At 57.2% G+C, this 21,535-nt stretch carries 21 protein-coding genes and 2 tRNA genes; 9 read left to right on the top strand and 14 right to left on the bottom strand.

The window, feature by feature from the left end:
• Nucleotides 1-102: 102 nt before the first annotated feature.
• A complete protein-coding gene (locus DCC25_RS10795; protein ID WP_110101682.1) occupies nt 103-1,389 on the bottom strand; it encodes a histidine kinase dimerization/phospho-acceptor domain-containing protein in 1,287 nt (428 codons plus the stop codon).
• Between the two features lie 6 nt (nt 1,390-1,395).
• Complete coding sequence (locus DCC25_RS10790; RefSeq protein ID WP_110101681.1) at nt 1,396-1,815, bottom strand: hypothetical protein; 420 nt, start codon at nt 1,813-1,815, stop codon at nt 1,396-1,398.
• A gap of 161 nt (nt 1,816-1,976) precedes the next feature.
• On the opposite strand from DCC25_RS10790, the gene DCC25_RS10785 reads away from it, so the two are divergent.
• Nucleotides 1,977-2,645, top strand: a complete 669-nt coding sequence (locus DCC25_RS10785) for a M23 family metallopeptidase (protein WP_146206460.1) — start codon at nt 1,977-1,979, stop codon at nt 2,643-2,645.
• A gap of 1 nt (nt 2,646) precedes the next feature.
• Here DCC25_RS10785 and DCC25_RS10780 read toward each other — a convergent pair whose 3' ends face one another.
• From DCC25_RS10780 to DCC25_RS10755, 6 genes are all read right to left on the bottom strand, one after another.
• On the bottom strand, nt 2,647-3,771 hold the full coding sequence (locus DCC25_RS10780) for a glycosyltransferase family 1 protein (protein ID WP_233488076.1): 1,125 nt from the start codon (nt 3,769-3,771) through the stop codon (nt 2,647-2,649).
• An 86-nt stretch (nt 3,772-3,857) separates the two neighbouring features.
• Nucleotides 3,858-3,934: transfer RNA gene (locus tag DCC25_RS10775), tRNA-Ile, on the bottom strand.
• Between the two features lie 13 nt (nt 3,935-3,947).
• On the bottom strand, nt 3,948-5,159 hold the full coding sequence (locus DCC25_RS10770; RefSeq protein ID WP_110098727.1) for a glycosyltransferase: 1,212 nt from the start codon (nt 5,157-5,159) through the stop codon (nt 3,948-3,950).
• 117 nt (nt 5,160-5,276) lie between these two features.
• Nucleotides 5,277-5,984: a CDP-alcohol phosphatidyltransferase family protein gene (locus DCC25_RS10765; protein ID WP_110101686.1), complete on the bottom strand. Its 708-nt coding sequence runs from the start codon at nt 5,982-5,984 to the stop codon at nt 5,277-5,279.
• 42 nt (nt 5,985-6,026) lie between these two features.
• Nucleotides 6,027-6,920, bottom strand: coding sequence for a phage holin family protein (locus DCC25_RS10760; RefSeq protein ID WP_110098728.1), 894 nt, complete (start codon nt 6,918-6,920; stop codon nt 6,027-6,029).
• A gap of 177 nt (nt 6,921-7,097) precedes the next feature.
• Complete coding sequence (locus tag DCC25_RS10755; protein ID WP_110098729.1) at nt 7,098-7,757, bottom strand: hypothetical protein; 660 nt, start codon at nt 7,755-7,757, stop codon at nt 7,098-7,100.
• Between the two features lie 146 nt (nt 7,758-7,903).
• On the opposite strand from DCC25_RS10755, the gene DCC25_RS10750 reads away from it, so the two are divergent.
• Entirely contained in the window at nt 7,904-8,419 is a 516-nt protein-coding gene (locus DCC25_RS10750; RefSeq protein WP_110098730.1) for a GNAT family N-acetyltransferase, read from the top strand.
• A 1-nt stretch (nt 8,420) separates the two neighbouring features.
• Here the strand turns inward: DCC25_RS10750 and bioB are convergent, their stop codons facing one another.
• The 3 genes from bioB to DCC25_RS10735 all read right to left on the bottom strand — a co-directional run bounded on the left by bioB (nt 8,421) and on the right by DCC25_RS10735 (nt 11,132).
• A complete protein-coding gene (bioB, locus tag DCC25_RS10745; RefSeq protein WP_233488077.1) occupies nt 8,421-9,572 on the bottom strand; it encodes a biotin synthase BioB in 1,152 nt (383 codons plus the stop codon).
• A 158-nt stretch (nt 9,573-9,730) separates the two neighbouring features.
• Nucleotides 9,731-10,450, bottom strand: a complete 720-nt coding sequence (locus DCC25_RS10740; RefSeq protein ID WP_110098732.1) for a GAP family protein — start codon at nt 10,448-10,450, stop codon at nt 9,731-9,733.
• 61 nt (nt 10,451-10,511) lie between these two features.
• Nucleotides 10,512-11,132 (bottom strand): hypothetical protein, encoded by a 621-nt coding sequence (locus tag DCC25_RS10735; RefSeq protein ID WP_146206459.1) that lies wholly within the window; start codon nt 11,130-11,132, stop codon nt 10,512-10,514.
• Between the two features lie 344 nt (nt 11,133-11,476).
• Here DCC25_RS10735 and DCC25_RS10725 point away from each other — a divergent pair, with 344 nt between their 5' ends.
• The 7 genes from DCC25_RS10725 (at nt 11,477) to DCC25_RS10690 (ending at nt 17,251) form a co-directional block, all read left to right on the top strand.
• A complete protein-coding gene (locus tag DCC25_RS10725) occupies nt 11,477-12,187 on the top strand; it encodes a thiamine phosphate synthase (RefSeq protein ID WP_199445922.1) in 711 nt (236 codons plus the stop codon).
• Nucleotides 12,184-13,377, top strand: a complete 1,194-nt coding sequence (thiO, locus tag DCC25_RS10720) for a glycine oxidase ThiO (protein ID WP_110101676.1) — start codon at nt 12,184-12,186, stop codon at nt 13,375-13,377. The genes DCC25_RS10725 and thiO overlap by 4 nt, the downstream gene beginning before the upstream one ends.
• A gap of 8 nt (nt 13,378-13,385) precedes the next feature.
• Nucleotides 13,386-13,622, top strand: coding sequence for a sulfur carrier protein ThiS (gene thiS, locus DCC25_RS10715; RefSeq protein ID WP_199445921.1), 237 nt, complete (start codon nt 13,386-13,388; stop codon nt 13,620-13,622).
• 4 nt (nt 13,623-13,626) lie between these two features.
• Nucleotides 13,627-14,451 carry a thiazole synthase gene (locus DCC25_RS10710; RefSeq protein WP_110101675.1) on the top strand — a complete coding sequence of 275 codons (825 nt, stop codon included), beginning with the start codon at nt 13,627-13,629 and terminating at the stop codon, nt 14,449-14,451.
• Nucleotides 14,452-14,455: 4 nt separating this feature from the next.
• The gene (locus DCC25_RS10705; protein WP_199445920.1) at nt 14,456-15,640 is read left to right on the top strand and encodes a ThiF family adenylyltransferase; all 1,185 of its coding nucleotides are present in this window, start codon (nt 14,456-14,458) and stop codon (nt 15,638-15,640) included.
• Nucleotides 15,641-15,809: 169 nt separating this feature from the next.
• Nucleotides 15,810-16,520, top strand: coding sequence for an NAD-dependent epimerase/dehydratase family protein (locus DCC25_RS10700; protein WP_110101673.1), 711 nt, complete (start codon nt 15,810-15,812; stop codon nt 16,518-16,520).
• A gap of 377 nt (nt 16,521-16,897) precedes the next feature.
• Nucleotides 16,898-17,251: a hypothetical protein gene (locus DCC25_RS10690; RefSeq protein WP_110101671.1), complete on the top strand. Its 354-nt coding sequence runs from the start codon at nt 16,898-16,900 to the stop codon at nt 17,249-17,251.
• 191 nt (nt 17,252-17,442) lie between these two features.
• On the opposite strand, the gene DCC25_RS10685 is transcribed toward DCC25_RS10690, so the two are convergent.
• From DCC25_RS10685 to dnaG, 3 genes are all read right to left on the bottom strand, one after another.
• Nucleotides 17,443-18,909 carry a hypothetical protein gene (locus DCC25_RS10685; RefSeq protein ID WP_199223076.1) on the bottom strand — a complete coding sequence of 489 codons (1,467 nt, stop codon included), beginning with the start codon at nt 18,907-18,909 and terminating at the stop codon, nt 17,443-17,445.
• 517 nt (nt 18,910-19,426) lie between these two features.
• Nucleotides 19,427-19,498, bottom strand: a tRNA-Asn gene (locus DCC25_RS10680).
• 82 nt (nt 19,499-19,580) lie between these two features.
• Nucleotides 19,581-21,452, bottom strand: coding sequence for a DNA primase (gene dnaG, locus DCC25_RS10675; RefSeq protein ID WP_110101670.1), 1,872 nt, complete (start codon nt 21,450-21,452; stop codon nt 19,581-19,583).
• Nucleotides 21,453-21,535: the final 83 nt, after the last annotated feature.

The following is a 21,535-nucleotide window of genomic DNA, read 5'->3' as shown; positions in this document are numbered from 1 at the left end:
AACGGACGACTCGAACACCTGCGCGGATCCGCCCTGGGCTTCCGGAATCTCACCAACTACATCGCCAGGTCCTTGCTCGAGAGCGGAGGATTCAAGCCCCGTCTACACCCTCGATTGTGAAGAGCCAGTAATCCAGAGATCGAGGCTACGGTCGAGAACCTCGCCACTGTCTAAGCGCTCGACCAGGCGCGAGCCCAGCGTGATTTCACTATCGGGTTCAGAGTGTTTGACGGCATTCTCGGCGAGTTGTAACCATGCTTGAGTGATGCGGTGTTCATCTAAGGGATAGATCACGTCGGCGGTTTCGGCTACGCTCCAGGTACGCGTGCCCAGCTGTTCGGATTTTCGGGCGACATCATGAGTCAGCGTGGCTACGTCTACGGGTATCGGTTGCACGAAATCTGGGCGGTTTGAGGTAGCTAGCGTCATCAGGTCTTCAGTGAGCCGGGTGGCTCGTTCAAGCTCGTGCAGAGAAATGTCGCGTACTCTCTCCACGTCGTCGGGATTGTCACTTTTCATCAGTTCCAAATTGCCCTGAATGATGGTCATCGGGGTACGAATTTCGTGGCCCACATCGTCGAGTAGCTGTCGTTGGGACGAGAAACTGTCTTGGAGACGATCGAGCATGGCATTGACGTCTTGAGAGAGACGGGCAACGTCATCGTCACCAGTCACCGGCGCTCGGCGGTCAAGGTCCTCGTCGGACGAGATCTTGGCCGCGGTGGCTTGAAGTTGCCGGAGTGGTGCAAGGAGTCTGCCAATCAGCACCCAACCGGCAACGGCGATCAATACGACCACCACGCCAGCGGTAATGCCGAAAGTCATAAAAGTGCGGTTGACTTCCTGCAGGCTTGCTCGCTGGTCTTGTGCAACCACCAATACTGACGGCTCGGGGTCTTCAAAAAAAGACACCGGAATGGAGACCACCCGGTACGTAGTCAGCTCGGTCCGCACGGTTTCCAACGTTACCGCGGTGAATTCCGCTGATTGAACGCGACGTTCGAGCAAGGACACGAGTTCTGGGTCGTGTTCCAGGCGGGTGGGCACAGATTCATGAGCGGTCCAGACCACCCCGTTCCGGTTCAGGCCCAGCATGCCTTCATGGGCTTCGGGCATGTGCCGAGCCATGGCTACGTAGATCAGCTGGTCTGACTCGTTAAAGGGCTCTCCCGTTTCAGGGTCTACACCCTGTTCGGCCAAGATACGCACTTCGTGAACGGTTCGGGTCAGCCCGTCGTCCATGCGCTGAAGATAGGCGCCACGCTGCAAGAGATAGGACAATGCCCCCGTCAGGCTCAGCGCTAGTAGGGTCATGGCGATCAAAAACAGCACCACTCGGGTGCGGACCGAGAGCCGTTTCCAAGCTGGTGCTTGCTGCTCTTTGTTCACGCTGGCCTAGTCGTCGTCATCATCGTCCTCATCATCCCCGTCTTCATCGTCATCATCATCGTCATCATCATCGTCTGGCTGGTAGGGCGAAGGTGCCGGTGGGCCAACGTTCTTCGGGCTCACTTCGTTTACTTCGGTATTGCCGGGTGTTTCTGTTGGCTGAGCTTCGGACGAGAGGTTCTGAGAAGAACCGGTGATCTTAGATGAGGTCGCGGGCACGGGTCCAGATGATTCGTCGGCGACGGCTTGGGATGGGCGGTGTTGAGAGGAGGTGGGGGTCTGATTCACGGAAATCGGAGGACTGAGTTCCACCTCATCCGAGCCACCAGAGAGATTGACCCAGAGCATGCCCAAACCGATGATCACGGCGGCCAGCGCTACCGCCGACCCACCCCATAGCAGGGCTGTCCTTCCACCTGTTGACATGATGCCTATTCTGTCGTTTTTTCGTGAGACCTCAATGAGAATGTGCGCTCACCGTGTCCTCATCATGACATATCTACACTCTCCCGGGGAACAAGACTTTCCTCATCCACAGTTCCCTTTCTTGCTGGATCCAAGTACTGGTGGCGGACGATGCTACGGATATGACGACGACACAACGTTTTTGTTCCGAAGTTCCACGGCGAGACCAACGTGCTCCCGGGCGTCGTGAAATCGGCAGACGACTCCTTGGGCTACTCGCGATGATCTGGCTGATGGGGTTGTTTCCGGCTGCGACGGTGCTCGCCACTCCCCACTACTCCCCTGTGTCGAGATCGCCTCTGACTGTGTTGCCAGCAGACACTCAATGGGACCCACCGGTTCCCGGCGCGAGTCCGCAGGACATTGTCACCAGTTTTGATCCACCGACTGCCCCGTGGTCCGCTGGCCACCGTGGGATAGATCTCGTTGCTCCATCGGGCACCGTGGTCGCTCCCGCTCACGGGCGGGTGACGGTGGCTCAGAAAGTGGTGGACCGACATGTCGTGACAGTTGAGCACCCCAATGGTCTGTTGTCATCGTTCGAACCGGTGGTGACCGAGCTCGAGGTCGGAGAAACGGTGCAGACCGGGGATGTCATCGGGGAGATTGAACCGGGCGTGGACCACTGTGATGTTTCGTGCGTGCACTGGGGGGTGCGAGTTCCCGATGGATGGCGCATTGGCTCGACGCTTCGAGATCGCTATATCGATCCGTCATTGTTGCTGGGATGGCAACGGCCGTCGGTGTTATGGCCACTCGACCATGATCCGCCGGTCGCGCCGGAACACTGAGTCACGCACCGCGGCGACGCTGGTCATGAACGCGGTAAGCCAGATCGATGAGTCGACGGGCCGAATCCTCCCAGCGGTAGCACTGCGATTGCTCTCGCGCTGCAACCGAGGCCCGCGCGAAGTGTTCGGGCTGGTTGAGCGTGATAGCGGCCTGTGCAAAGTCAGAGAGCCAGTCCGAGTCCTGCAGATCGATAAAGTGGGCGTGCGGTCCTTCCCCAGCGATATCCCGGAATATCTCGATATCGGAAACAATCACCGGGGTTCCTTCTTCCATTGCTTCGGCCAGTGGCAAGCCGAAACCCTCGGTACGAGACAATGTCACGAGGGCGGTGGCAGTGCGCAAGAGCTGGTGATATTCCTCTTCGGATGTACCGTGATGCAGGATCACCTGTTCGGACCCAACCCCGGCCTCAGCAGCGACAGCAGCCAATTCTTCTTCCCGTTGTGGTGAAATTTTTGACAATAGATGTAGCTGATACTCAGGGAGTTCTGCCATGGCCCGGACGAGCTCGTTGACATTTTTGTAGTCCATGAACGAGCCCATATAGACCAATGATTTATCCGGTTGCTGGTGTGGATCACGGGGCTGGGAAACCTCATGGGCCGCATTGGAGATCACGGTGATGGGACGAGTGGTTAGCCGGTGTTTGCGCATGAGCCGTTGCGTGGTACGCGACACCGTCGCCACGGCATCCGCTCTGTTCAGCACCAGCCGTTGCGGCCAGTAGGCCAGGTGATAGAGTCGCCACAGTCCACGCACCGGGGCGGGCAAATCATGTGGCGGGGTGCGGTGTTGATAATAAATCAGGTCGTGCAGGGTGAGAATCAGCCCGTAGTTCCTCCCCCACGACCCCATGGTCTGCATAGGGGAAAACACCACATCGGGTTCTAATGCGTTGATCCGTCGAGCAATGAATGGTTCGGCCGGAGACGTCGGTGCGGGCATGAGCTCCCACGGGACATTATTGGGCAGGAGCTTGAGCTGTGCGGTATCGCTGATGAGCATGGAAACAGGATGCTGGGCGGCCACCGCTTCGATCAGGGAGGACCCGTACCGAGAAATCCCGTCGTGGAAATCGGTGCGGGTGTATCGAGCGTCCATCACCAGCCTCAACGTTGTGGTCATGGGCTTCCTTCTCTCGATGACGTTCTCCCCACGAAAAGGTACCTGGCTCACACCTGATCAGATTGGTTGCCTGGTGAGATGGCAATTGGTGGGGCGTGTGGGACTTGAACCCACGACAAAAGGATTATGAGTCCTCTGCTCTGACCAACTGAGCTAACGCCCCAAGGCTCAAGAATCTATCGTAGCGTAGCTTCGGGGAGCAACTGAGTTGCTTCTTCAAGGGTGGCGCCACGGTACAGTGCTTCCAACACATCAACGCTAGCGGACTCAGAGTGCCGCAATGCGATCTGATACGAGCGCTCGCCCATCTTCTGGCGTTCGGCCGGAGCTGCCAGTAAAACCCGTTGCAACTTATCCGCTAAGTCTCCAGCGTCGCCAGGAGTGAACAGATACCCATTCTCTCCTTCATTGACCAAATGTGGGAGCGCCAACGCGTTGGCCAGGATCACCGGCTTCTGTGCGCTCATCGCCTCCAGAGAGACCAAAGACTGCAATTCAGCTGTTCCTGGTTGGCAGAACGCATCGGCCCGCAAATAAGCGACTCGCAGTTCCTCATCACTAAGATGACCCAAAAACCGGACCCGATCATCGACCCCCAGGGACTCAGCCAGATCCCACAACCGGTACCGCTGCTCACCGTCACCGACGATTTCTGCATGAATCTCCGGTCCAGTATGGCTCAGCGCACGCAGGAGCACATCAATATTCTTCTCCACGGCCAGCCGGCCGACAAACAACACCGTCGGGTATGGGTTTTTGGGGATTTCTTCGCCCTCGGCAAGCTGATATTTTGCCGCATTAATGCCGTTAGAAACCGGTAGCACCAAATCTAGGCCCGCTCGCTCGCGCATCGTTTGAGCTGACAGCGGGGTCGGTGTTGTCACGGCGACGGCTTTACCCATTAGTCGTCCCATATCGCGCCAGGAATTCTTCGACACAATATTACGGAACCACTGCGGAAACGGAAGGAAGGGGTCCAAATTCTCCGGCATAAAGTGATTGGTGCACACGGTACGAATCCGTCGCTTCTCAGCTTGTAAGATCGCTGCCTCACCGATCATGTAGTGGCACTGCGCATGTACAACATCAGGTTTGATCTCATCCAAAAGCGCCCCAATCGCCTGTCCCGCATGCGATCGCGAAACCAGCCGATAGGTTTCGTGGGTCGGCGCCGGACACGACTTCAGACGGTGCACGGTTGCCTCGTCGCGGTACTGGACCGTGTCAGGCCCCGCCTCGTTGCGGGCCGAGACCACGTGGACATGATGACCGCGCCGATGCAGTTCAGTGGCAAGACGGAAACATACGGTTGCGGCCCCGTTGACGTCTGGCGGATAGGTATCGGCAGCGATCAGGAGGGTCAGCGGGCCGGATTCAGGTACGGGCACAAGCTTCCTTTGGTATGCGGGATAGGCAACGGGAATATTTGCTAGCTAACATATCAACTCGTTGCACGACTGTCATGGAAGCAGACAACAAGGCGGTTCTCAACCGAATCGCCTTTTTTAGTCGGATGCCGAGCTACCTCGTTCGTGCAGTCCGTGGCTGAGGTCTTCACTCGGCTCGTGAGTATAAGCCATGGACCAGCTTCGACGGTGGCGCGGATTAATGTTCTGGGAGCGTAACGAGTTGTACTTTTGAATACCTCGCCAGGCGTAGTCAACCGCGGCCAGCACGTGACCGGCACTACCAGGGATCAAAAAGACGTAAGCAATCAGGTTCAACCAGTTAGACTCAGCGACTCCCTGGGCCAGGACCAGGGCCGGGATACCAATCATCAGCAACGCGGTGCGAACCTTGCCCAGCACTGTGACCTCAAGTTCTGGGCTACCCAGAAATAAGAACGCCATCAGGATAGCCAGCAACAGGTCTGGCACAATCAGGCTGAGTGCTAACCACCACGGAGCGAAACCAGACAGTGCCACCGACACCACGACGATGATAATCCCGATGCGGTCGGCCACCGGATCCAGCCACTTTCCAACCGTGGAAATTTGGTTCAGTCGCCGTGCTAAATATCCGTCAATCCAGTCGGTGGAGAACAACACCACCAAAGTGATGAATGCCCAGACATACTCATCAATGACCAGCAACCAGACAAAGACCGGCACCAGCAAAAACCGGACAAAGGTGATGATATTGGGTATGGTCAGCCACCGGTCGGTGACAACATAGTCAATATCGTCGCGGGTACCTGCACCAATCAGTCGCATCAGGACGGTCCTGAGCTCCATCGGGTGGTAAGAGCCACAGGGTTAGTCCTTCTTTTTGTTCAGACGACGGACTAAGACAGCGAAAGTAGTCACCGAAGCACCCAGCAGAGTCAATGGAGCCCAGCGGTCTTTGACGAATTCACCTGCGTCGTTGACTTTCTCGCCTGCTGCTGCCGCGGTCGAGTAGGAAGAAACCGGACGCAACTGTTCTGCACGGGTAGCCGAATCGACGCGCCCCAGGGCGTGGTCGGTGAAGGTCGCCAGCTGGGCTTTGACGTCAGTCTTCTCATTCAGGCCGGAGCGAATGTCACCGAGGTGACGGCGACGCAAGTCCATGCGGTGGCGGATTTCGTCATCGCTGGGCTTGATATCAGGAATGCCCTCCGGTGCCTCACCGCGCTTGATCGCGGCTTTTTGTTCCTTCTGCGCCTGCTTGATGAGTTCTTTCTCGCGCTCTTTATCGATCTTCTTCTGCTCGGCCTTTTCGGCCTCGAGGCGATCGAACTCCACTGGGTCGAATGCGTTACCTTCCGTGAGGTATCCAATGTCGTGCTTGACCCCGCGAATCAGGTCAGCGGGAACAAGAGGCATCGCAGCCATGATTCGCCAAGCGCCAATACCGATCAGGATCAGAGTCAGAACGAAGGCTCCCAGAGCGGTCCAGAGTGCCGCAACCCAGATATTGGTTTGAGTAGCAAAGCCTCCGATCATTGCCACGATCAAGGCCACGATGGTGATAAACAGGAACAAGAGGCCGACAACCGCAAATCCGGCCCCTACCCCGATGGTCACACCTTTGGAAGTGGCATGAGATTTTAGTAGTTGGAGGTTGTCCTTTAACTGTTTCGGCACCAGGCGCGAGCCAGTTGTGGCCAGATCCATCAGCGAGCTGGACCGAGTCTGATCTGAGACGGTCGGGGCACTCTTCTGAGCCATTCGAAAATTCCTACTCTCCACGGGAGGTGTTCAGTACCAGCAACAAACTATCATGACCGGTGCACCGACGAGAACCATCGGGCCCTCGTCGGTGCACCAAACGTCTACTCAGCGTGTTTCTCTCAGTATTTCACACCTTGGGCTTGAATGCCTGGGGGAATTCACACAATGACCAGATTAGTTAGCGGGCACCGTCTCTTCAGCAAGATCCTGGCCATTGGTGTCGTCGAGGTCAACGTCCCACCGCAATTGGTCATCGTCCTCATCCAATTCCAGCTCGTCGACGATCGCTTCATCATCGCGTCCCTGAAGGACTTGCTGAGCTGCTTCAGCCGCGGTGACCGTGGCTTGTTCGGCTTTCTGCGTATCGTCGTCATCGCCGTCGTCTTGCTCGGTCTCGGTGACCTGACCTTCTGGAGTGATCACCAACTCATAAAGAGCACCCGAAGAAACTACGTCAACTTCATAGCTTGCACCAGAGTCCTCGCGATCCACTGCAATGACCACCCCATCACTATATTCATTCAGTGCCGCATCAATCACGCCGAAGACCGCGTCCTCGCTTTCCGCGGTACCGTTTGAGTCGTTGGCACTACTAGCGTCATCATCCTGATCATCGCTGTCTGACTGGTCGTTTTCTTCCACCTGGCCATCAGCGTCGGCACCAGCATTCTGGTTGTTCGCCTCGGTCCCAGAGTCTGCGCTCTGCTCAGCGGGGGCATTTGCTGAAGTGTCGGTACCTTGTTCTTCGGTCGAGCAACCTGTCAGCGTGGCCAGTCCCAGAACGCTAAGCCCCAGAACAGTGGTGACATGGCGGGTAGTGGTAGTTGTCATCATCAGAATCTCCTCCTTGCGGGATTACATCTCGTCGTGATTCTGTTTTGACCCGAGGATGCTATTCCCCCGGCTGATGAGTCTGAACGTATCGAGAGTTTGTGAGAAGGCTATGAGAATTGATGCGTATGAGGCCTAAACTGACACTCATGAGCCCAACGATTCGCCCCGCGCGTCCGCAAGATACCGCCGAAATCCTTCAGATGATCCAGGCCCTTGCCGTGTACGAGAAAGAGCCTGATGCCGTCCGCAATACTGCCGAGCAGTTGCAAGTCCATCTTTTCGGCCCGCACCCTGCCATTTTCGCCCACGTCGTTGACGCGCCCGGTCCCAGCGACGGCCGGCTAGCTGGATTCGCATTATGGTTTTTGAACTATTCCACGTGGGAGGGGACGCACGGAATCTATCTCGAGGACCTCTACGTGCGTGCACAACACCGTGGCCAGGGATACGGCAAGGCGCTACTACAGCATCTGGCCAGTATTGCCGTAGCGCGCGGTTACCGCCGGGTCGAGTGGTCAGTGCTGGACTGGAACCAACCCTCCATTGATTTCTACCGCCACCTCGGGGCCTACCCCATGGATGGCTGGCACGTCTTCCGGCTCGATGGCCCCGCACTCCAATCGTACGGAACTTCGCAGGATTCCAACCGGCCAGAGGCGTAAATTAGGCATTCGGCGCGTAGTCAGTCCCAGCTCCCCGCAACCGGATCGACGGAATCAACACACCGTCGGGGTCTGTCTCGTGGCCTGTGACCGTGGGACGCGGTTTACCGCAAGGCAAGGACTCCGACGCCGCCGTAGCCACAGATTCGTTGACCTTCTGAGCCGGCTGGGGATCGGTTGATACAGCAGCCAGATGCGCAGCACGGTGTGCTTTGAGCTCGTCACGTAATTGTTGTGCATCTTCAGTGCCCACGATAGAGAATCCGCCATCGACGATCATGTCAAGATCTTCTTCAGCCGGTTGCCCCTCTGAGGTGAGATAGTCTCCCAAGAATAATGAGTTAGCCACATGGAGCGATAGTGGCTGTAGCGAGCGCAAGTGCATTTCTCGACCACCCGCGATCCGCAGTTCGCGGTCAGGACACATAAACCGCACAGCGCACAGGATGCGCATGCATTGCTGTGGGGTGAGATAATTGGTCCCCGCAAGAGGGGTGCCTTCAAAGGGGATCAGGAAGTTGACCGGAATCGAGTCTGAGTCGACGTCCCGGAGCGACTCAATGGTTTCGATGATCTGCTCATTGGTTTCGCCCATACCCACAATCAGACCCGAGCACGGTGACAATCCAGCATTTCGGGCCTTACCGACAGTATCAACGCGGTCAGCAAAGGTATGAGTGGTGCAGATATTGCCGTAATGTGACTCAGCGGTATTGAGGTTGTGGTTATAGGCATCTACTCCTGCTTCTTTCAATCGTTCCGCCTGCCCGTCTTTGAGGAAGCCCAAGCAGGCACACACCTCAACACCGGGATTGGCCGATTTGATGTCCTCTACCATCCCAGAGACCTTCTTAATGTCTCGATTCGAAGGCCCGCGTCCGGAGGCCACCAAGCACACGCGCGAGGCTCCACCGGCGAGCCCGAATTCAGCTTGTCGCCGTGCTTCATCAGCATCAAGCCAGGAGTACTTGAGAATCTCGGTGCCTGACCCCAAGCGCTGTGAGCAATAACCACAGTCTTCAGGGCACAGACCAGACTTCAGGTTCACTAGGTAGTTAACCTTGACCTGGTTGCCAAAGTACTTTCTGCGCAAGCGACTCGTAGCGCTGACGAGCTCCATCAAGTCAGTATCTGGACTGGTCAAAATTTCCATCGCGTCGTCAGCGGAAATGACTTCACCGTTTTCAACGCGGTCTGCGAGTAATCCGTAGTTGAACACTGTTCAATCCTTGAACACTGTTCAGGAAATGTCAACCTCCTCACACAAACGGCACGCTTGCCTCCACCGCTCACCTGTGGCGAAATCTGGCGCTAAAGCAGCTCAAAGATACCAATTCCTGCGATAACGACACCGAAAATTGCGGTAAATCCCGCGCTGGAGGATGTCGCCTGTTCAGAAAGTAACTCGTCGAGCGTCGTCAGGGGCCCGGAGACTGTCTTCGGGAAAAAACACCGCCCCAGCGCCAGCAGTAAGGCTGGCATAATCATCACCACACAATACAGGGCCAGCAGACTAGCCGATTGCCACAGACTCAGCTCCTGAGCGACCAAGATGCCGATCGCCGCCAGATAGGGAAGCATGGTGGCCACCTCCAACACCACTGCTGTCAGAGCGAGGCTTGTCATTAAGGACGCCGATTTCAACCCCGAACTCTCGGACTGCATGATGTGGTCTCTGATTCTCCGCAAGACGCCTGGGCCTCGCTTCGGCGCCTTCCGGACGCGGTTTCTTCGGCGATCACGCCACATCAGAAACACCCCAATCATGACAGCCAGGGCCCCGATGAACACCAGAATCCAAGAGAACCCCTCCGATTCAAATACTGACCGGTACCGAGCAAACAGAGCGTCAGCACCTAATAGGAGGGCCAGACCAATCGCGTAGTAACTCAGCGCCACGACAGCTAGGTAGGTCGCAATACGACCAAAGCGGAACTGTCCCGGTGCCATCGTCAACCACACCGGAATGAGCAGTGTCCCGAAAGCCGTGGAGTCTAAGAGCGCGAGGCCACCAATCACGAGGAGCAACATCAAGGGCGAATATACCAATCAGGTCAGCGGAACAGTTCAGAACGAGCTCCGGGTACAGGACTCACGCGATACCGAGTTCATTACCTACCATCCCCCAGGTTTCGTCGGCAGTGTTCTTCTGCTCTCTGACTCTGTTACTCGGTGAGACCTGTTGGTGTTCCTTCTGACGCTGTAGTGCTCTCTGATACATCTGCTCGTTCATCACTACTGGCATCGTCTCGTGGCCTGGCATCGGGTCCATCCCCTGAGACTTCATCCAGTCGAACGCCCGACGCATCAACACGTCCAACTGCATCATCGTCTCCTTCTGCCACTTCAAGCTCTGTCTCTCCATCTCTTCCAGCTTGAACGGTCGCACTCGTTCCCGACGCAACTGTACTTCGTGGCTGATCACGATCGCCTTCAGATAGTTCCTGAATTCCTCGGTCACGTCCTGAAACCTCGGAAGTTCCAGTGCCCGATCCAGCACCGACGGAAACTCCCCGTCCACTGTCTCCTCGTGGTACATCTCCACCAGAGACTGCAGATACGGGGTCTCCTCCAACGGGTTCTGCCACACGTTGGGATCCTCGTCCCATGCGTCCTGTTGGGCCTGCCACCGATCGTGTTTGCGTTGCATCACGATCGGATCCCCGAACCGTTCCTCCCACAGCAGTTCTGGTTCGATCCTGGGTTGGTTCATCCTCGGTTCTGGTTCAATCTCGGGTCGGTTCATCATCACTTCCTCTCCGAGTTCTCTGTCATCTCAAAAACATGACATATCTGAATAACTTCTTGGTTGACATAACGCCACAGGGATCGTTTGATGTCAACCCCTCGAATCTCTTCTTCAGTTCGAGCCGGGTTCATCACAGAGTGCTCTCGTGTGCCGGGCTCAGCGTAGAGTAGTACCTCGAGGCGACACCGTATCGTCATCAGCCAGTCCGTCCCTTGTTCCGCGCTGATCCGTTGCGGTAGTCGTTAAAGTGTCTGAGACCACAGTCGTATGGGGTAGCGACATCCGGATCGATCTGAAGGAACGAGCGGTTGGATCAAAGCAAACACCCGAACGAGAGCTTCCTGGAGTGCTACTTCGTGACCGGACGAACCGTGCCCCACCCCACTCCCGAGCCAGATGAAGCTGAAATAGAAGCGATCGTGGATATTGCTCGGCGCGCGGTTGCTGGTGGCGCGGGCATCGTACAGGTTCGGAGTAAGCCGATTAGCGTCCGTGCCCTGACCCGGCTTTCGGTCAACATTGCAGTTGCGGTCGAAGAGGTCAACCCGCAGACCAAAGTGGTCATCGATGATCGCGTCGATATCGCAGTCGCGCTGATGCCAGACCACCATGTTCACGGAGTACACCTAGGCCAAGATGATTTGGACCCCAGACTCGCCCGGCGGGTCTTGGGGCCTCAAGCCATCATCGGACTAACCACCGGCACACTGCCACTGGTTGAACAGGCCAACGAGTATGCCGATGTCATTGACTATGTGGGCGCTGGGCCCTTTCACCCAACACCTACCAAGGACTCCGGACGCGAGCCCTTAGGACTAGAGGGGTATCCCGCCCTCGTCGAGGCCTGCCGAGTTCCGGTGGTAGCAATCGGTAGCGTGCGCGCCGAGGATGCGGGCGATTTGGCCGCCACGGGGGTCGCCGGTGTCGCTATTGTACGAGGCTTCATGCAGGCTGAAGACCCCGCGGCCGTTGCCCAGGAAGTCAACCAGGCCTTTGCAACCCGGGGGATCACCCGATGACGACGAACGCCTCCGCTACCCGCCTTGTCTCCCCCGTTGGGCACCTCATCATTGGTGCCGGCATTATTGGGCTGACAACCGCAATCGAGTTGTTACGCCACGGGGTTCCCGCTCAAGACATCGCGCTCGTCGACGCCCACCCCATCAGTGGTGCCTCCCGCGTGGCTGGAGGCATGCTCGCCCCGGTGGCGGAGGTCCAATATGGACAAGAAAAGCTGTATCCGCTCATGGTGCGTTCGGCTGAACTCTGGCCACAGGTGGTGGACTGGATCCGGGAACGCACCACACTGCCGACAGGATATCGGTCCGAATCCACGCTCGTTGTCGCCGCTGATCGGGCCGATGCGACCCACGTATCTGAGCTCCACGCGCATCAGACCCACCACGGCATGGACGTCCGCCGCATCACCATACGCCAGGCCCGGACCTTAGAGCCGGGACTTTCCCCGCAGTTGGCGGGGGCAGTGGAAATCCCGGGAGATCACCAGGTCAATCCACGATTGTTTTGTGTGGCATCGCTTCAGGTACTCCAAGAAGCCGGGGTGCGACTGATAAAGCAACGGGCAACGGCACTGACCTTTGACTCGGCGCGCTGTACCGCGGTGCGCCTGGCCACCAATGATGTCGTCGAGGTCAGCGGGAGCGTCTATGTCTGCAATGGCCTAGGCGCCCAGCACATCGCCGGTGTGCCCGTCTTGCCGTTGCGTCCAGTCTGGGGCGACCTAGTGCGTTTGGCGGTTCCAAACGACCAGCCGGCCCCAGTCGATCGCGTCATTCGCGGTTTCGTCGAGGACCGCCCTATTTACGTCATTCCGCGCACCGATCACACCATTGCCGTGGGCGCCACCAGCCGAGAAGATCAGCGCACCCGTGCCGGCGTCGATGGGGTGTATACGCTGTTGCGGGATGCGATTCGCATCGTACCGGGGCTGGAGGAGTGCGAATTTATCGAGGCCCTCGCTGGGGCTCGACCGGCCACCCCGGACGATCTCCCGCTGCTGGGCACGGTCGGGTCCAACGTGGTCATTTCGACCGGATATTTCCGCCACGGGGTTTTACTCTCTGCGCTCGCCGGACAGGCCAATGTGGCCCTAGGGTTAACCCAAGACACTTCACAATTTGGACGGAACGAGGCAACAGATAAGGTAGGCATCGACATCAGTGCCTGTGCCTTGGAACGGTACCTGTAAAGGAGAATATGCCCGTGTTGTATACGGTCAACGAGGAACAACGCACCAGCACAACTCCGCTGAGCATCGCGGATATTGTGCACCACGAAACGTCTTCGTCCGGGGCAACTGCCGCAGCTACAGCGGATGCACAAGGCATCGCGGTCGCACTTAATCGCACTGTTGTCCCGCGGAGCCAATGGGAATCACAGCAAGTCAGCGATGGTGACGACATCGACCTACTCATTGCCGTGCAAGGTGGTTAAGCACATGTTGGAGATTGCAGGACGGTCTTTTAACTCCCGGTTGATCATGGGGACCGGCGGTGCGACGAGCCACGAGCTGTTAGAAAAATCCTTGGTCGCCAGTGGCACAGAGCTGACCACAGTTGCTATGCGTCGTTATCGCACGTCACACAGCGCCGATACTCCGTCAAGCAACCGCGGCGAGAGCGTCTTTACGTTATTGGAACGACTCGGCATTGCGGTGTTGCCCAATACTGCCGGATGTCGCACGGCTAAAGACGCAATCCTTACCGCTCAGCTGGCACGTGAGGCTTTAGGGACGAACTGGGTGAAGCTCGAAGTGATTGCCGATGATCGCACGTTGCTACCGGATGTTGTCGAACTGGTCGACACCTGCGAGATGCTCGTGGCTGATGGGTTTGAGGTTCTGGCCTACACCAGTGATGACCCCGTGGCGGCCAAACGACTCGAGGACGCCGGAGCCGCTGCGGTAATGCCGCTCGGGTCTCCCATTGGAACAGGGCTGGGAATTCTTAACCCCCATAATATTGAGCTGATCTGTGCCCGCGCCCAGGTTCCGATCATTCTGGATGCAGGTGTGGGCACCGCCTCAGATGCAACGCTGGCCATGGAACTTGGCTGTAGCGGTGTGCTCTTAGCCAGCGCTATCAATCGTTCCCAAGATCCGGTGACGATGGCACAAGCTATGAAACGTGCGGTGGAATCCGGCCGCCTGGCCCGGGAGGCCGGCCGGATCCCCCTCCGCAACCATGCCGAAGGCGCTCTGGCTAGTTCGACCTTCGAAGGCCTTGCCCGGTGGGATGAGAACTGGGCACAAGAGGTGCTCTAGTGTGATGACCGAGCACAGTCCCCAGCCTTTTCGTAGTCTGCCAGTTCAGGAGCAACGACGCACCGCTCGCCACCTGAATCTTCCCGATTTCGGGCCCGCCGAGCAACAACGCCTTCATGACGCTAAGGTGCTCGTTGTAGGTGCTGGCGGACTCGGTAGCCCCGCTATGCAATCGCTGGCAGCAGTCGGGGTCGGCACCATCGTGCTGTATGACGACGACACCGTCGATATCACCAACTTGCACCGGCAGATATTGTTCAGCACAGCCGACACGGGCCGACCAAAAGTCACCGTCGCTGCCGAACAGCTCCGTCGTTTGCAACCGGACATCAGAGTCGAAGAACATCGCGAGCGTCTCACTGCGGAGAATATTCTCGATGCTTTGGCGCACGTCGATGTCGTACTGGATGGTTCCGATACTTTTGCCACCAAGTACTTGGTCGCCGATGCAGCCGAGATCACCGGCACCCCGCTGGTCTGGGCGACAGTACTGCGATACAGCGGACAGCTTTCCGTCTTTCAGACGGGAAAAGTAGGTCTGAGGGATCTCTTTCCAAACCAACCAAGTGGAGACGCCATACCGGATTGTGCTTCTGCAGGTGTCTTAGGAGCAACCACAGCAGTCATGGGTTCTTTAGCCGCAACCGAGGTCATTAAGGTGCTCACCGGCATCGGTCGCCCACTGCTCGGCTCCGTACTGTCCTATGACGCATTGAACGCCACCACCAGCACCTTTAACGTGATGGCAGATCCGCAACGCAACCCAGTCACACCAGCACAGCTTGGTACAACCCCAAGCACCTGCAGATCAAAAACTGTGTGCCCGGACGGCGATGCCCACACCCGTACCCTCTCTGAACGCCGGCGACTGTTGGACCGCATTTCCCAAGGAGACGCTGTCGCGCTGGACGTGCGCGAATACCACGAAACCTTGCTGGACAATCTCGCAGCGCTAGGACCACACAGTCGCTCCAGCCACCTGGCAATGTCGGAGTTAACTTTGCCAGACGGCACACTTGAACAAGATGCCCCGCAGGTCCGAGATCTATTCTCCCGTCACGGCGAAGCAGACATCGTCGCGTACTGCGCTTCTGGCAAACGCAGTCAGCGGTTTGTTGAGACCTACGCATCACTCGCACAAGCACACGGGGTCACACTGACCAACCTTCCCGGAGGAGTCTCGGGCTGAATCGCCCGGCACACGAGACATCAGCGCCGGTGGTATCACCTCACGAACTATCTATCCCCAAGCATTATCTCGGACGACCTGACTACTCGGCGGTATGTTTGGCACGATAAATGCCGATATGTGACGGGAAAAATCATAGTCAGAGCGAGTATCGGGTAAGCTTCAACTTATGGATCAGCCTCTCCACGTTACTGTTACCGGTGCCGGGGGTTTCCTCGGTAGCCACGTCGTTTCCCAGCTGGAAGCAGCCGGGGAAAAAGTCACCGCGCTAGCGGATGCCAACGATTGCGATATCACCGATGCCCAGGACGTGGAGCAAACCATCGGGCCCTGCGATGTCATCATCCACTGCGCAGCGATGGTGACTATTGAAGACCAGGTGAAACCGCAGGTACGAGCCGTCAACGTCGAAGGCACCGCCAATATCCTGGAAGCGGCGCGTCGTCACCAGGCTCGTCTGGTGTATGTGTCGTCTGTTCATGCCCTCACCGAGGCTCCGACCGGCGTCGTGATGGAAGAACCGGAGTCGTTCGACCCCGACACCGTCTTCGGTGGGTATGCCAAAACCAAAGCCGAGGCAGCGGCCCTTGTCATGGAAGCTGATGACGTCGATCGGGTCATCATTCATCCTTCAGGGCTGTTAGGCCCGAACGATCCCGGGGCAACAAACCTGACGACACTGGTGCAACGCCTGGTGGATGGAGAACTGGGAGTTGTGGTCAAAGGTGGCTATGACATGGTCGACGTGCGTGACGTGGCCGTTTGCGTGGTCAAAGCCTGTCGCACCGGTTCGGGACCCTATCTGGCAACCGGTGGCTACGTGAGCCTGCGTCAACTCGGACGGATTGTACCAACTTGGTCGATCGACGTGACCCCCTGACATTGCCGTTGTGGGTGGCTCGGCTAGCAGCGGTGCCGGTCGAAGGTGTCGCGCGTCTCTTCGGACGGCCCCCGCTATTTACTAAGTATTCTCTCTATACCCTGAGCTCAGGAAACCGTTTCAAAAATGCCAAGGCCCGCCGTGAGCTGGGGTTCGAGCCTCGTCCACTGGAAGAAACCTTGAGCGATATGGTGGACGAGCGACAGTCGCAACAAGACTGACGCGGCCTTCCTGAAGCACCTGAAGCACCCGCCCTGTCTGTTTCTCGTCGGGCCTCTCCTCGGTAGTCAGGAGGGGCCCGAGGCATGATGCCGTCAGGACCGGCCCCATCGTGATGCGAATGTGGCGATGATCGACACCGATCTCAAAATTTTAGGGTGAGATATCGACCACAACTTTATGTTGTCCGTGGTTTTCCGTACGAATGGAAGGACCAACGGTTCATTACCGATACCGACCGCTACCACAAGGAAGTGATCACCATGGGACCGTTCATCGCGTTGGTCATTTTGGGGGCCATCACGCTCTTTGCACTGTTGGGGACTCGCCCTATCTCGACGCTGTTGACTCTGCTTCAGCTGGGATTGTTTTTCTTGGCGGGATTCACCATCATCTATTCAACCGGTGCTGAATATCCGGCATGGGGCCATGCTGTCCTCTACTCAGCCGGATGGATCTTGATCACAGCGTGCCGTTCCGGACTTATCGGGGCCCTGATGAGAGACCGATGACACCGCACAGTCCACGTCCGAGATCGCCACGAAGCAAGCACCAGAAAATTTCAACCTGAAACGTCCTCGTTCCAGTGCTCCGGACGAGGACGTTTCGTTGCCGTTGTATTGGTCTCGGGCTGAAGCCGACGTAAGTTCGACGCACGAGAAAGCGCCCACCACTAACGGGCGGGCGCTTTCTCCGTGCTCATCTAACGGCCGCCTGGTTCCGAACCATCCTCCGGTGCCCGCTTAGTCTCAGTCTGACCAGGTTCCCCTCCCTCAGTGCTGGCCTGCTGCTGTTCAGCAGCAAACTCGTCCGAGGCATCATGGGGCGAAGGCTCCGCAAAGAGACCGTCGTCTTCTCCCTTGAAGAAGTCCTTCGTGTAGATGAGCAGGCACAGAATGATACCTGCCACAAAGCCCCAGCTTGCTCCCATGGTGGCAAGAATTGCTGCGGTCACCCCAGCGATACCAAGGTCGGTTTTCGAGCGTGCCTCGGTAATACCAACTCGAATTGACACAAAGCCCTGCACCAGCAGGGTCAGTGCCAGTGCGACCCCGAGCACCGGCTCCATCAACGTCACGATCGGCAAGAGCCAAAGACCCGTATTCGTTCCCAATCGGAACGAACCCGCCCCGCTGAAAATCGATTGCATCGCCTTCGGGCCCTTCTTGTACCGCTCCGAAGTTGTCACGTGCATGGCAGCCCAAAGCGGACCACACATCGCGGTGTCGGGCCCGAAGATACTCATCAAAACGTTTCGACCACCGAAAATCAGGTGCCCACGGTTGGGGTTATAGCGAACGTTCTCATCGGTACGCACCACGTTTGCTTCGTCCAGCACAGCGCGTGCCTGCAGGACATCGCCGAAGACGACGATGTAGGCAGCCAGCACCGTGGGAATTGCAGTGAGGAACATCCCGATCGGTGGCATACCCAGACCAAACACCGTGTATTCAGTGAATAGCGTGTTGAAATCAGGGGTGCTGAAACCCCACTCGACGTCAGGCCAAGGTACTTCGTTAAACAGCGGAGCGATAACCACAGCCAGGAGCATGGCGGGCAGAATGCCGAGGCTACCGATGAAAGCCAGGACCCCGGATTTACGTTGCCACATCTGGAAGTGTTTTGAGTACAACAAGAAAAATGCGATACCGACGCAGATAGTGATCGTCCAAGGGAAGTCCTCAAATTGCCCGCCCGCGGAGAAGACTCCCTGCACGGCTGCCAGTCCAGCACCGACGACGATGCCGGCGCGCAGTGCGTTCGGCACGAATCGCACCACCTTTGAGGCCAGCCCCGTGACACCCAGCGTCAGCGACAGCACCCCCAACACCAGCTGGAACGAAACCAGCGCATGGACCCGCTGTTCCACTGGGAACGATTCAAGATATAGCGCCAACAGTGGAATCGCTGGGGTGATCCAGCCAGGGACGACCGGGTCACCGAGCATGTGATGGGTGAGGTAGAGCAAGCCGTTGAGAATCACGATCGCAAGCGCAGCCTCAAACGGCATTTCGAGCAGCTCGGTCATCAACGGAATGGCGGAGAGGTCAACCGCACACATTACGAGACCCTGCGTGTAGTCTCGCCATTCAAATCGGTAGTGCAAGAAGGGCAGCCGAACGTCAAACGGCCCCGCCTTCCACGGTTTCGCATATCGACGCGTCATCATATAACTCCTCTATGCCATGACGAAACGCCGCTCTTCGGAATGGGTGTGAGGCGAGATCGGGTTTCGCAGTGGGTGTATTTGTATCTTGAGAGACTTCGAGGTCCTGAAGAATCAGGGGGCACTGAACCACACGATTCCACGGACCTCGATAACGTCTGATTCTAGTTCCTGCTACCGTGCTACGGATGGTTATTGTCAGCACTGTGAGGTACTACTCAAATCGACCTGGCTTGGCCTCGGGCCAGAGGCGTCCGCACCCCGATAACGACCTAGTGAGAAGGCACGCCATCGTGGGTGGCCGAATACCTCGCCCGCCCTCTGAAAACTCGAGATAAAAACAGCTATGGCGCACGAGCCCACCTCGTTCAGTCTCAACCCACCAGATACCGTCTCAGACGGTTGCAGGATGCTGGTAGTTGCTAATGGCATTGGTTGTGCCCAGCTACTGGGGGGGGAGGGAACCTTTAACGCAAAACGTCCCCGCCCGGCAGCTCCGAACGGGGACGTTTCTTCACAGCTCCCCCAGCTGGATTCGAACCAGCAACCCTTCGATTAACAGTCGAATGCTCTGCCGTTGAGCTATGGAGGAAAGCGACGGATAATTACTTTAGCAGAAGAAATCCGAAGTGTGAAATCGAGGTGACATCGGCTGATCTGTGAGGCTGGGGGTCTTAGTGGCCTCTGATGGCCCGGCGACGCTGTTCGAGTTGCATCAGTTCCTGATTGATTTTCAGGAACTCGTCGTCGTTGTCGCCCACTCGATTTAGCTGGGCTAGCAGGTCAGCTTTGCGACGGGTGATCTGTAATTCAAACAGACTGTTCATGATGTCGCGACAGTAGAGAACGACATCATGTTCATTCGTTGCAGGTAAGGCTGTCACGGCCAGCTCAGCGACCATGGGACGCAAGGCAGCGGGCACTTCCCCAGAGACTTTTTCAACCCACCCGTTCAAACTCTCGGTCGTTGAACCTGTGGTAATGATGGCCGCCTGGATCGCTGCGAAGACCGGCACTCTGAAGACAGAGGAGTAGAACGCTTCCCACTGCTCTTGGGAGAGCACCTCCGGGTACTGGAGCAAGACCTCTAGCGCGCCTTTTTCCATTCTGGCCACAGGATCCCTAAGATCGGGGTGACTTGCCACCGGGAGGTTCTCACCTACCTGCCGCTGTTGCCCCGGCTGGGATACTCTGGCCGAGTGTTCTTTTTGGTGTTGTTGGAGGCGACGTTCTTCGGTACGAACCGCTTGGTCGACATCGGTGAGTTCCAGCCCCAGTTTTCCAGCAAGATCTCGAGCGTACTCCTTTTTCATGATGGGATCTTTGATGCCAGCCAGAATGGGGGCTGTGGCTCGCAATGCTTGGGAACGACCCTCCACACTCTGAAGATCAAACCGCTTCAGCGTGGTGTTGAGGGCAAATTCGAATAATGGCCGCTTCGAGTCAATGAGCTCCCGCAGAGCGTGGTCTCCTTTGTTAACACGCAGATCGCAAGGATCCATACCCGAGGGTTCTACGGCCACGAAAGTGCGAGCTTGAAACTGTTGGTCTTCTTCAAAGGCCCGCAACGCTGCTTTCTGACCGGCTTCATCACCGTCAAACGTGAAGATCACTTCGGCGCCACTGCGGTCATCGCTAATCAGCCGGCGCACAATTTTGGTATGGCCCGATCCGAATGCGGTTCCACAAGTGGCTACAGCGGTGTCCACGCCGGCAAGGTGAGCTGCCATCACATCGGTGTAGCCCTCCACCACCACGAGCTGACGGTGCTGAGAGATCTGGCGTTTGGCGATATCCAGCCCGTAGAGAACTTGGGACTTCTTATACAACGCAGTCTCCGGGGTATTCAGATATTTCGGTCCGGGGTCTTCGTCTGACATTTTCCTCGCCCCGAATCCAATGGTGGCGCCGGTCAGATCCCGGATCGGCCAGGTCAGCCGATCTCTGAACCGGTCATACAGACCGCGACGTCCTTCTGAGAACAGCCCGGTGGCTTTCAATTCCTGGTCGGTAAATCCGTGGCGGTGCAAGTGGTCGAGCAGATTCGACCACCCGGCCGGGGCGTAGCCAACCCCGAAACGCTGGGCATCCTCAGCCGTGAATTCCCGGGATTGGAGGAATTGCTGTCCCAATGTTGCCTGGGATGTTTGCAGGGTTTTCTGATAGAACTCGTCGGCAATCTTGTGGGCTTCCAATAGACGCTGGCGCTGTCCGACCTCGCGGCGGTCTGGACCCTGACCGTCCTGATAGGCGACTTCGATGCCAGCTTTAGCCGCTAACGCTTCCACCGTTTCGGTAAATGAGGTGTGTTCCAACTCCATGAGGAAACTAAAGACATCCCCGGAGGCTTCACATCCGAAACAATGGTAGGTACCCACCGATGGCCGCACGTGGAATGACGGAGTCCGCTCGTCATGGAAAGGACACAAGCCTTTGAAGGATCCCACACCGGCGGACTTGAGCGTGACATAGTCTTCCACCACGGCTTTCAAGTCCGTGGCTTGCCGTACCGCATCGATGGTGTCGCGCTTAATCAGTCCTGCCATAGCACCAGTCTAGGAGCAACGACCGACAGCGTTCTCCACTGGCTGAGCATCTGTGGATAGCATGGAGAGGTGCAAGAATTAGT

It is taken from the genome of Auritidibacter sp. NML120636 (genome assembly GCF_003185945.1).
Lineage (GTDB): Bacteria > Actinomycetota > Actinomycetes > Actinomycetales > Micrococcaceae > Auritidibacter > Auritidibacter ignavus.
Note: the sequence above shows the minus strand (reverse complement) of the source record. Positions and strands in the feature narration are given on the sequence as shown.

Excerpts from the sequence above, each read along its gene's own strand:
- DCC25_RS10735 (WP_146206459.1), bottom strand. The coding sequence starts at position 11,132 with ATGAACCAACCCAGGATCGAACCAGAACTGCTGTGGGAGGAACGGTTC.
- DCC25_RS10755 (WP_110098729.1), bottom strand. The coding sequence starts at position 7,757 with ATGATGACAACTACCACTACCCGCCATGTCACCACTGTTCTGGGGCTT.
- DCC25_RS10705 (WP_199445920.1), top strand. The coding sequence starts at position 14,456 with ATGACCGAGCACAGTCCCCAGCCTTTTCGTAGTCTGCCAGTTCAGGAG.
- DCC25_RS10750 (WP_110098730.1), top strand. The coding sequence starts at position 7,904 with ATGAGCCCAACGATTCGCCCCGCGCGTCCGCAAGATACCGCCGAAATC.
- DCC25_RS10765 (WP_110101686.1), bottom strand. The coding sequence starts at position 5,984 with ATGCGACTGATTGGTGCAGGTACCCGCGACGATATTGACTATGTTGTC.
- DCC25_RS10790 (WP_110101681.1), bottom strand. The coding sequence starts at position 1,815 with ATGTCAACAGGTGGAAGGACAGCCCTGCTATGGGGTGGGTCGGCGGTA.
- thiO (WP_110101676.1), top strand. The coding sequence starts at position 12,184 with ATGACGACGAACGCCTCCGCTACCCGCCTTGTCTCCCCCGTTGGGCAC.
- thiS (WP_199445921.1), top strand. The coding sequence starts at position 13,386 with ATGCCCGTGTTGTATACGGTCAACGAGGAACAACGCACCAGCACAACT.
- DCC25_RS10760 (WP_110098728.1), bottom strand. The coding sequence starts at position 6,920 with ATGGCTCAGAAGAGTGCCCCGACCGTCTCAGATCAGACTCGGTCCAGC.
- DCC25_RS10710 (WP_110101675.1), top strand. The coding sequence starts at position 13,627 with ATGTTGGAGATTGCAGGACGGTCTTTTAACTCCCGGTTGATCATGGGG.
- DCC25_RS10785 (WP_146206460.1), top strand. The coding sequence starts at position 1,977 with ATGACGACGACACAACGTTTTTGTTCCGAAGTTCCACGGCGAGACCAA.
- DCC25_RS10780 (WP_233488076.1), bottom strand. The coding sequence starts at position 3,771 with ATGACCACAACGTTGAGGCTGGTGATGGACGCTCGATACACCCGCACC.
- bioB (WP_233488077.1), bottom strand. The coding sequence starts at position 9,572 with ATGGAAATTTTGACCAGTCCAGATACTGACTTGATGGAGCTCGTCAGC.
- dnaG (WP_110101670.1), bottom strand. The coding sequence starts at position 21,452 with ATGGCAGGACTGATTAAGCGCGACACCATCGATGCGGTACGGCAAGCC.
- DCC25_RS10685 (WP_199223076.1), bottom strand. The coding sequence starts at position 18,909 with ATGATGACGCGTCGATATGCGAAACCGTGGAAGGCGGGGCCGTTTGAC.
- DCC25_RS10700 (WP_110101673.1), top strand. The coding sequence starts at position 15,810 with ATGGATCAGCCTCTCCACGTTACTGTTACCGGTGCCGGGGGTTTCCTC.
- DCC25_RS10740 (WP_110098732.1), bottom strand. The coding sequence starts at position 10,450 with ATGTTGCTCCTCGTGATTGGTGGCCTCGCGCTCTTAGACTCCACGGCT.